Here is a 9,900-nt window from a genome sequence, read left to right as displayed (position 1 = left end):
GGTCAAGGACATCGCCAGCGACCCGCTGTGCGCCAACACCCGCCACCTCACCACGCCGCTGGGCCTGCACGCCTGCTGGACGCACCCGATCAAGTCGAGCAGCGGTCGCGTGCTCGGCACGCTGTCGTTCTACTACCGCGAGAACCGCGGACCGGACGAGCTGCACGAGCGGCTGGCCGACACCTGCCTGCACCTGTGCTCGCTGACGCTGGAGCGCGAACAGACCAACGAACGCGTGCACCAGCTGGCGTTCTACGACACCCTGACCGGCCTGCCGAACCGCATCATGTTCAGCGCCAAGGCCGAGCAGGCGCTCGCCAACGTGGCACAAGCCAACGGTACCGCGGCCGTGGTCTTCATCGACCTGGACCGCTTCAAGCGGGTCAACGACGCGCAAGGCCACGCCGCCGGCGATGGCCTGCTGCGTGACGTGGCCGCGCGCCTGAGCGAAGAACTAGGCGGCATCAACATCGTCGGGCGACAGGCCGGCGACGAATTCGTCGCCGTACTGCCGATGTGCGGCACGGAACAGGCCGGCAGCGTCGCCGAGCGCCTGCTGGGCGCCATCGCCGCCCCCACGACGGCAGGCCTGATGACCCTGCACCCCAGCGCCAGCATCGGCGTGGCGATGTTCCCCGACGACGGCCGCGACATCGACCTGCTGGTCCGCCACGCCGACATGGCCATGTACCGCGCCAAACGCGACGGCGGCGGCAGCTTCCGCTTCTTCAGCCTGGACATGAACCGCGTGGCACAGGAGCGCGTCTCGCTGGAGACGGCGCTGCGCGACGCGCTGCGGCTGGACCAGCTGGACCTGCACTACCAGCCGCAGGTCGGCGGCGGCGACGGTCACGAGCTTTACGGCGTCGAAGCGCTGCTGCGCTGGCACCATGCCGATCTCGGGGTGATTCCGCCGTCGCGTTTCGTTCCCGTCGCGGAAGAGTGCGGCCTGATCGCCGACCTCAGCCTGTGGGTGCTGCGCCGGGCATGCGCGCAGATGGCCGACTGGCGCCGCCGCGGCATCGACATCCCGCGCGTGTCGGTCAATGTTTCCGCGATCAATTTCCGCGACCCGCAACTGTCGCTGCAGATCTCCGACCTGCTGGACGAACACGGCCTGGTGCCGGCCGACCTGACGCTGGAAATCACCGAAAGCGTCATGCTCGATCCGGATCCGGACGTGCTGGAGAACATCGAGGCCATCTACGTGCTCGGCGTGCGGCTGTCGCTGGACGACTTCGGCACCGGCTATTCCAGCCTCAGCCACCTGCACCGCCTGCCGATCAGCGAGCTGAAGCTCGACCAGAGCTTCGTGCGCGACATCGACACCAGCGCCATCGCCCGCACGCTGACCTCCTCCGTCCTGCGCATCGGCGAGAGCCTGGGCATGAAGGTGGTTGCCGAAGGGGTGGAAACCGAATCCCAGCATCGTTTCCTCACCGAACAGCGCTTCCCCGTCCTGCAGGGCTACCTGTTTTCGCCGCCGCTCCCGGCGGGCCCGCTGGAAGCATGGCTGCACGCACATCCGCATGCATCGGTGCGCGACATCGAGGTCGTGGCGGACAGCGTCGCCACGGCCTGAGCCGGGCCGCCGCCGCGCGCCAGCGGCCACGAACTGTGATGCAGCTCCCACTCGTGCGCATCACCGCTTCCTGAAGCGTCCGAGGTCTCAAGTTTGGCGGCGGGGCGCCGATCTCAGGCGGTGAGTGTTTCCCACCATCCCTGCCCCTCCGGAGTTACTGGCATGAAGATCGCATCCGTCCTGACCCTGTCCCTCGTCGCCGCCGGCGCCGCCCTGATGATGCCCACGCCGGCCAGCAGCCAGTCGCAGATCGACAATGCGATCCCCGCCGACATGGCCGCGCGCTTCACCGGCAAGGCCGGCACCGTCTGCGGAAAGGTGGGCAAGGCCCGCTTCGCCGAGAACACCGAAGGCACCCCGACTTTCCTGTACATGGGCGGCAACTTCCCGCGCCACACGTTCACTGCCCGCATTCCGGGCGACGCCCGCGCCAAGTTCAAGCCGGCGCCGGAAGAGCTGGAAGGCAAGGATGTCTGCGTGATCGGCAACATCGAGCGCGACCAGTCGCGTGCCGAGATCGTGGTGAGCTCGCCGTCGAACCTGAAGCTGGCGACGATCCGCTGATCCGCTTCACGGGCAGGGCCGCGCGCCCTGCCCCGCCCTGGTTGCCAATGAGAGCGGCGCGGCGCGCGCCCCGGTAAAGGAAAGAATCCCCATGCAGCGGATCAAGAACCTCAAACTGACGACGAAGATGATGCTGGCCTTCGGCGTCGTGCTGGCCCTGATGTTGGTCCAGGGCATCGCCGCGTTCGTCGGCCTGAACTCGTTGAACGGTGTCACCACCCAAGTGACGGGCAACGTCGTGCCCAGCGTCAAGGCCGCCGGCGATCTGCAGAGTCTGCTGGGCGAATACCGGACCAATTCCTATCGCCAGCACGTGCGCGCGAGCGACGCCGTCAAGGCCGAGGCAAGGAAACTTGCCGGCGAAACCGAGAAGAGGATCGAGCAGGCGAGCAAGGACTACGCCAAGCTGATCACCGACGCCGACGAGAAAAAGGCTTACGACAGCTTCGTCAAGGAATGGAAGGCGGCTCAGCAGTCCTACGCGGACGTTCAAGAGATGCTGGACCTGGGCTTGCCGGACGATGCCGTGGACACGTTCATCGGCGCGACGCGCGACCAGCACCGCAAGGCGACGGCTGCACTCTCCACGTTGATCACGGTGGTCGACAAGCAGGCCAAGACCGCCAGCACGAACGCCCACAGCACTTATACGGCCTCCAGCACGCTGATGGTCGTGATGCTGGTGGCAGGCATTGTCGGTGGCCTTGCCCTGGCCTGGTTCTTCGCCCGTGCCATCGCCAATGCGGTCGGCGAAGCCGTGCGCGTGGCCAACGATGTCTCCGCCGGCAAGCTGGACGGCAAGATCGATACCAGCCGTTCCGACGAGGTCGGCCAGTTGCTCAGCGCCATGCAGCGCATGCAGACGCAGGTGCAGTCGGTCATCGCCGCACAGAGCGAAATGGCCGCACGCCACGACGAAGGCCAGATCAGCTACAGGATGGACGACAGCGCGTTCCCGGGCGAATACGGCCGCATGGTGCGCGACACCAACGCGCTGGTCGCCTCGCACCTGCAGGCCATCGGCGACGCGCTGAAGATCATGCAGCGCTACTCGGTGGGCGACCTGAGCCTGGACATGCCCAAGCTGCCCGGCGAGAAGGCCAACCTGACCGAGACGATGGACGCCACCAAGGCCAACCTCTCGGCCATCAACGGCGAGATCAAGCGCCTGGCCATGGCGGCCTCCTCCGGCGACTTCAGCCAGCGCGGCGACGTGGACAAGTACCAGTACGACTTCCGCGACATGATCGACGGCCTGAACCAGCTGATGGAAACGACCGACGGCAACCTGGCCGAAGTTTCCGAACTGCTGCAGGCCATCGCCCGCGGGGACCTCACCGCCCGCATGGAAGGCGATTTCCACGGCGTGTTCGCCACCATGCGCGACGATGCGAATGCCACCGTCGCCCAGCTGACCGACATCGTCGGCCGCATCCAGGACGCCTCCGGCTCCATCAACACCGCCGCCGGTGAAATCGCGTCGGGCAACGCGGACCTGTCGCGTCGCACCGAACAGCAGGCGGCGAACCTGGAGGAAACCGCAGCGTCCATGGAGGAACTGACCTCCACCGTGCGCCAGAACGCGGAATCGGCCCGCCAGGCCAACCAGCTCTCCATCGGCGCCGCGTCCGTCGCGTCGCAGGGCGGCGAGGTGGTCGGCAAGGTCGTCACCACGATGCGCGACATCGAGCAGTCCTCGAAGAAGATTGCCGACATCATCTCGGTCATCGACGGCATCGCCTTCCAGACCAACATCCTGGCGCTCAATGCCGCCGTTGAAGCGGCGCGTGCCGGCGAACAGGGCCGCGGTTTCGCGGTCGTGGCGAGCGAAGTACGCACGCTCGCCCAGCGCTCGGCCAATGCGGCCAAGGAGATCAAGGGCCTGATCGAGACGTCCGTGGACAAGGTCGCCGACGGTTCCAAGCTGGTGAACCAGGCGGGCGCGACGATGGGCGAGATCGTCGCCAGCGTGCAGCGCGTGACCGACATCATGGCCGAGATCTCGGCGGCCTCGCAGGAGCAGTCGGCGGGCATCGAGCAGGTCAACCAGACGATCACCCAGATGGACGAGACCACCCAGCAGAACGCCGCGCTGGTGGAGGAAGCCTCGGCCGCCGCCCGCTCGATGGAAGAGCAGGCGCAGTCGCTCAGCGAGTCCGTCTCGGTGTTCAAGCTGCATGCCCACTCCGCACCCGTGGCCGCCGCCAAGCCGGCCAAGGCCGCGGCCGCCCCGACCGCCGCAACGCCGAAGCCGGTCGCCCGCACCGCCTCGACGGTGCTGGAGCCCGCCCTTGCCGACGGTGACGACTGGCAGGAATTCTGAGGCACGCGGTTTGCATCGTCCCGGTCGCGCGCCGGGGCCCGTCCACAGGACGGACCCCGGCGGCATGACCGCCAGTACCCCGCTCTTGCGAGACCTCCATGTCCGTCAGTACCCGCCCCCTTGCTCCGGCTACCTCGACCCGACGGACCTCCGCCCCGCCCCCTCGCGACGACGCCGCCGCGACCGGCGCGCGTGATTTCGAGTTCGATGACCGCGACTTCCGCCGCGTCGCCGACCTGATCCGCCAACGGGCAGGCATCGCCCTGGCCGACGGCAAGCGCGACATGGTCTACGGCCGCCTTTCGCGACGCCTGCGTGCGCTGGGCCTGCGCAGCTTCAAGGACTACCTGGACCAGCTGGAACGGGACGGCGGCGACGAGTGGCAGGCCTTCACCAATGCGTTGACCACCAACCTGACCTCGTTCTTCCGCGAACCGCACCATTTCGAGCGCCTGCAGGAAGAACTCGCCAAGCGGCGCAACGACGGAGCGCTGAAGATCTGGTCCTGCGCCGCCTCCACCGGTGAGGAGCCCTACTCCATCGCCATTTCGGCCTGCGAGGCCTACGGCACGCTGACGCCGCCGGTGCGCATCCTGGCCACCGACGTCGACACGCAGGTGCTGGCCACCGGCGAACGCGGCGTGTATCCGATCGAACGCATCGCCGGCCTGGACGACGCGCTGAAGCGGCGTTACTTCCAGCGCGGCAGCGGCCCCAACGAGGGCAAGTGCCGCGTGCATCCGGCGTTGCGCCAGATGATCGACTTCCGTCCGCTCAACCTGCTGGCGCCACGCTACGACGTGGCGGGCCCGTTCGTGGCGATGTTCTGCCGCAACGTGATGATCTACTTCGACAAACCGACCCAGCGCAGCATCCTCACCCGCCTCGTGCCGCACCTGGCCGACGACGGCATGCTGTACACCGGGCACTCGGAGAATTACCTGCACGCCGCGGACATCATCCAGCCCTGCGGGCGCACGCTGTACCGGCGCGCCGGGGCCGCCGCATGAGCGCCGCCGCGGCCGCCTTCGCCGATGGCAGCGTGATGCGCTACCACGACATCCGCTTCAAGACCGATGCCGCCAAGCTGCTGCCCACGCAGTACCTGGTGGTGAACGATCACACCGCGCTGGTCACCGTGCTGGGCTCGTGCGTGGCCGCCTGCATCCGCGATCCGCTGCTGAAACTCGGCGGCATGAACCATTTCCTGCTGCCGGACGGCAACGTCGGCGACGGCGCACCCGCGCGCTATGGCAGCTACGCGATGGAACTGCTGATCAACGACCTGCTCAAGCGCGGCGCCGCGCGCAGCCGCCTGCAGGCCAAGGTGTTCGGGGGCGCCAACGTGCTGAAGGGCTTCACGAGCAATCCGGTCGGTACCCGCAACGCCGAATTCGTGCGCCGTTACCTCGATGCCGAGCGCATCCCGGTGGTGGCGGAAGACCTGCGGGGCATCCATCCGCGCAAGGTCTGGTACTTCGCCGACAGCGGCCGCGCGGTGGTGCAGCGCCTGCCGCACGCCCACGATGCCGAAGTGCTGGCCGCCGAATCCGCCGCGCGCGCGCGCCTGTCCAGGGCGCCCGTCACCGGGGGCGTGGAGCTGTTCTGATGAGTACGAATCCTTGCCGCGTGCTGATCGTCGACGACTCGGCGGTCGTTCGCCAGATCCTGACCGAAATCCTGTCGCGCGACCCCGGCATCGAGGTCGTCGGCTCCGCCGCGGACCCGCTGCTGGCGCGCGACAAGATCAAGCGGCTCAATCCCGACGTGATGACGCTCGACGTGGAAATGCCGCGCATGGACGGCCTGGCGTTCCTGGAGAACGTCATGCGCCTGCGGCCCATGCCGGTGGTGATGATCTCCTCGCTGACCGAGCGCGGCGCCGATACCACGCTGCAGGCGCTGTCGCTGGGCGCGGTGGACTTCGTTTCCAAGCCGAAGCTCGATGTCGCCAGCGGACTGCAGGCGTATTCCGACGAGATCATCGCCAAGGTCAAGACGGCGGCGAAGGCGCGCGTACGGCCCTTGGCCCGCACCGGCGCGCCACGCGTGAACCTCGATGCGGCACTGCCGGCGCCGCCGGCATTGCGCTTCCGCACCACCGACCGCCTGATCGCCATCGGCGCCTCCGCCGGCGGCACCGAAGCGCTGCGCGTGGTGCTGGAACAGATGCCCGCCGACGCGCCCGCGATCGTGCTGACCCAGCACATCCCCGCGGGCTTCAGCCGCGCCTTCGCCGAACGCCTTGACCGCCATTCGGCAATGGCCGTGCGCGAAGCCAGCGACGGCGAAGCGATCCTGCCCGGCCACGCCTATCTGCCCCCGGGCGGCCAGCACATGCGGATCATCCGCGACGGTGCGCGCTGGCGCGCCCGCATCGACGACGGCCCCGCCGTCAACCGCCACAAGCCGGCGGTCGACGTACTGTTCCGCTCGGTGGCGCAGAGCGCGGGGGGCAATGCGGTCGGCGCCATCCTGACCGGCATGGGCGACGACGGCGCCCGCGGCCTGCTGGAGATGAGCCAGGCCGGTGCGCCGACCCTGGTGCAGGACGAAGCCACCAGCGTGGTCTGGGGCATGCCCGGAGCCGCGATGCGCCTGGGCGCGGCCAAGGAGGCGCTGCCGCTGGAACGCATCGCCCAACGCCTGCTCGACCTGGCGGCGGCGATTGCCTGAGCGTGCGGCATCGCCGCTGCGAGCCTGATGTGGGAGCGACGTAAGTCGCGATGACGCGACGGCGATGCCTGAACGAAGAGCATCGCGACTTACGTCGCTCCCACAACCGCCGGTCGCACAAGCGGCAATGGCGGTCACAGATCGCCCGCCACAGCAAAACCGCGCGATTTCCCGCCTAAAGAGCCGTTCCCCACGGCCGATACTCATCAGTGAGCTTCATCAGAGAGCACCCATGTACTCGCGCATCCTGGTTCGTCTTGCGGCACCCCTTCTCCTGACCCTGCTGTTCCCGCTGTCGGTCGGCTTCGACTGGCCCAACGCCGTGCAGTGGGCGTTGCTGACGTCGCTGACGCTGGCCTGGCTGATCTTCGCCTGGCTGACGGCCGTCAATTCGCACCAGATCTCCCCTGAGCATGCCAGCGTGGTGCGTGAACAGGATGCGCTGCTGACCGAGCTGCGCCGCTTCGTGAACAACGAGATCGAAGGCTCGCGCAGCGAGATCGACCGCGCACGGGAACTGATCCGCGAGGCGGTCAGCAACCTCGGCGGCAGCTTCGACGCGATGAACCGCAAGTCGCGCGAACAGAGTGCGGCCATCTCCCGGATCATCGACCGCAACGGCGACGGCGACCGTGCCGGCGTGGACGTGGCGCGCTTCGCCCAGAACGCCAGCCAGCGCATGGAACAGCTGGTCGAGGCGCTGGAACAGGTCGCCGGCCAGAGCGGCACCACGGTGCACCACATCGACGACATGGCGCAGCACCTGGATGGCATCTTCTCGCTGCTGGAAGACGTCAAGTCGATCGCCGACCAGACCAACCTGCTGGCACTGAACGCCGCCATCGAAGCCGCGCGCGCCGGCGAAGCCGGTCGTGGCTTCGCGGTGGTCGCCGACGAGGTGCGCAACCTGTCGGAGCGCTCCACCGCCTTCAACGAGCAGATCCGCAAGCTGGCGCACAGCTCGAAGGAATCCATTGCCAAGGTCCGCGACACCGTGTCGAACATGGCCTCGCGCGACCTGGACCGCTCGCGTGAAGCCCGCTCCGAAGCCGCCGGCATGCTCAACCAGGTTGCGGCGATCAACGCCTCGCTGGGCGACGGCATGCGCGAAGTCTCGATGTGCGGCCACGCCATCGACGCCAGCGTCGCCGATGCCGTCCGCTCGCTGCAGTTCGAGGACATCGCCACGCAGTCGCTGGGCAGTGCGCAGACCCACCTGGACCGCCTGACCGCGATCAACAAGGAAGCGCTGGCCCTGCAGGAACTGCTGCACCGTACCGGCGGCGCGACGGACAACGAACTGCTCAGCGCGCTGCGCCTGATCGGCAACCGCCTGCGCGACCAGCGCACCGAATGGGAACGTCCGCCGCACAAGCCGGTGGCCCAGCAGAACATGGGCGCGGGCACGGTCGAGCTGTTCTGACCCCCGCCACCGGATGACACGCACGGGGCGGCCAGCGATGGCCGCCCCGCTGCATTCAGGGCCGCTCCGCCATGCCACGGCGGCACGACTGGCATACTGCCGCCGTTCCCGCCCGCGCCGCGCCCATGCCGCCTTCTCCCGACGACCTGCTGTTGCAGCTTTTCCACCTGCAGGAAGCCGACCGCCACCGGGTCGGGCGCGCCCTGCACAACCAGGTCGGCCAGGCCTTGTCGGCGATCCGCATGGGAGCGCACCTGGTGCAGTCGGAGGATGACGCGGAGATCCGCCAGGAGGACCTGCGCGAGATCATCCGCGCAAGCGATGAGGCGGTCGCCCTCGTGCGCGACCTGCATGCCACGCTGCATCCGCCGCAACTCGATTCGATCGGGCTCGACGCCGCATTGCGGGCCGAGTACGAACGCCTGTTCCCCGGCAGCACGTTGACACTCGCATCCTTGCCCCACGCACCCGGCGCCGACCGTGCCCTGGTCGCGTTCCGCATCGTCCAGACCATCGCCCGGGAAGTGGCCCACGCGGGCGGCCGCATCATCCTCGCGCTCAACGGCGATCCCGATCCCCGCGGCGGCTTCACCGTGGACATGCAGGTGCAGGCCGACGTGGATGCGCGGCCGCTGCTGCAGGCGCTGGCGAACGCGGCGGGGGGCGAACTGGTCGTCGTCCCGGACGCGCCATGGCGACTTCGCCTACCCTATGGGTCCCTGCCCGCCACATCCGCCGATCCCGCGTGAACTCCGAGCACGCCCACCTGCCCCGCCTGCCGCGCCTGGGGGCCRGCGAACCCGACCTGCTGCGCATGGTCGAGGCCGCCACCCACGACGGCACGCCGTTGATGCTGCTGTACGTCGACATCGACCACTTCCGCTCGATCAACGAGAACATGGGCGTGGAAGTCGGCGACGAAGCCCTGGCGATCCTCAGCGACCGCCTGCAGCAGGCCTTGGGGACCGAGGCGCGCGCCTGGCGCCATGGCAGCGACGAGTTCATCGTGGCCGTGCCGCGCTCGCCCGGCACCCTGCCGCCCGAACGCTTCGGCGAGCTGCTGCGCGAGCAGATCGAGCTGCCGATGACGGTGCTGCCGTACACGCTGTTCCTGACCGGCACGCTGGGCATCGCCTTGTGTCCCGAACATGCCGACACGCCGTCTGGCCTGCTGCAATGCGCCGAGAGCGCGATGGAACAGGCCAAGCACGAAGGCATGAACCTGGTGCGCCTGTACCGGCGCGGCGCGGCGATCACCGCACGCAGCGACAGCATCATCGCGCGGCAGATCGTCAATGCCATCCACCACAACGAACTGCGCCTGTTCTACCA

Annotated in this window: 9 protein-coding genes; all 9 read left to right on the top strand. The window is 68.4% G+C overall.

Going from position 1 to position 9,900, the window contains the following annotated elements; all coding sequences use genetic code 11:
• The coding region (locus AC04L7_RS06130) for a putative bifunctional diguanylate cyclase/phosphodiesterase (protein WP_475512694.1) at positions 1-1,582 on the top strand (1,582 nt) is incomplete at its 5' end.
• Positions 1,583-1,798: 216 nt separating this feature from the next.
• On the top strand, positions 1,799-2,146 hold the full coding sequence (locus AC04L7_RS06125) for a hypothetical protein (RefSeq protein WP_436001026.1): 348 nt from the start codon (positions 1,799-1,801) through the stop codon (positions 2,144-2,146).
• A 91-nt stretch (positions 2,147-2,237) separates the two neighbouring features.
• Entirely contained in the window at positions 2,238-4,469 is a 2,232-nt protein-coding gene (locus tag AC04L7_RS06120; RefSeq protein WP_435998951.1) for a methyl-accepting chemotaxis protein, read from the top strand.
• 98 nt (positions 4,470-4,567) lie between these two features.
• Complete coding sequence (locus AC04L7_RS06115) at positions 4,568-5,479, top strand: CheR family methyltransferase (protein ID WP_299343677.1); 912 nt, start codon at positions 4,568-4,570, stop codon at positions 5,477-5,479.
• Positions 5,476-6,078 (top strand): chemoreceptor glutamine deamidase CheD, encoded by a 603-nt coding sequence (cheD, locus tag AC04L7_RS06110; protein WP_296281868.1) that lies wholly within the window; start codon positions 5,476-5,478, stop codon positions 6,076-6,078. The genes AC04L7_RS06115 and cheD overlap by 4 nt, the downstream gene beginning before the upstream one ends.
• Positions 6,078-7,145: a protein-glutamate methylesterase/protein-glutamine glutaminase gene (locus AC04L7_RS06105; RefSeq protein ID WP_435998954.1), complete on the top strand. Its 1,068-nt coding sequence runs from the start codon at positions 6,078-6,080 to the stop codon at positions 7,143-7,145. The genes cheD and AC04L7_RS06105 overlap by 1 nt, the downstream gene beginning before the upstream one ends.
• A 232-nt stretch (positions 7,146-7,377) precedes the next feature.
• Positions 7,378-8,568, top strand: a complete 1,191-nt coding sequence (locus AC04L7_RS06100) for a methyl-accepting chemotaxis protein (protein WP_296281866.1) — start codon at positions 7,378-7,380, stop codon at positions 8,566-8,568.
• A 125-nt stretch (positions 8,569-8,693) separates the two neighbouring features.
• A complete protein-coding gene (locus AC04L7_RS06095; protein WP_435998956.1) occupies positions 8,694-9,317 on the top strand; it encodes a histidine kinase in 624 nt (207 codons plus the stop codon).
• Positions 9,314-9,900, top strand: a 587-nt coding sequence (locus tag AC04L7_RS06090; RefSeq protein ID WP_475512693.1) for a diguanylate cyclase domain-containing protein, incomplete at its 3' end; no start/stop codon positions are given. The genes AC04L7_RS06095 and AC04L7_RS06090, both read left to right, overlap by 4 nt.

The organism is Pseudoxanthomonas sp. LjRoot204_2 (assembly GCF_056175765.1).
Note: the sequence above shows the minus strand (reverse complement) of the source record. Positions and strands in the feature narration are given on the sequence as shown.

Excerpts from the sequence above, each read along its gene's own strand:
- AC04L7_RS06100 (WP_296281866.1), top strand. The coding sequence starts at position 7,378 with ATGTACTCGCGCATCCTGGTTCGTCTTGCGGCACCCCTTCTCCTGACC.
- AC04L7_RS06115 (WP_299343677.1), top strand. The coding sequence starts at position 4,568 with ATGTCCGTCAGTACCCGCCCCCTTGCTCCGGCTACCTCGACCCGACGG.
- AC04L7_RS06125 (WP_436001026.1), top strand. The coding sequence starts at position 1,799 with ATGATGCCCACGCCGGCCAGCAGCCAGTCGCAGATCGACAATGCGATC.
- cheD (WP_296281868.1), top strand. The coding sequence starts at position 5,476 with ATGAGCGCCGCCGCGGCCGCCTTCGCCGATGGCAGCGTGATGCGCTAC.
- AC04L7_RS06105 (WP_435998954.1), top strand. The coding sequence starts at position 6,078 with ATGAGTACGAATCCTTGCCGCGTGCTGATCGTCGACGACTCGGCGGTC.
- AC04L7_RS06095 (WP_435998956.1), top strand. The coding sequence starts at position 8,694 with ATGCCGCCTTCTCCCGACGACCTGCTGTTGCAGCTTTTCCACCTGCAG.
- AC04L7_RS06120 (WP_435998951.1), top strand. The coding sequence starts at position 2,238 with ATGCAGCGGATCAAGAACCTCAAACTGACGACGAAGATGATGCTGGCC.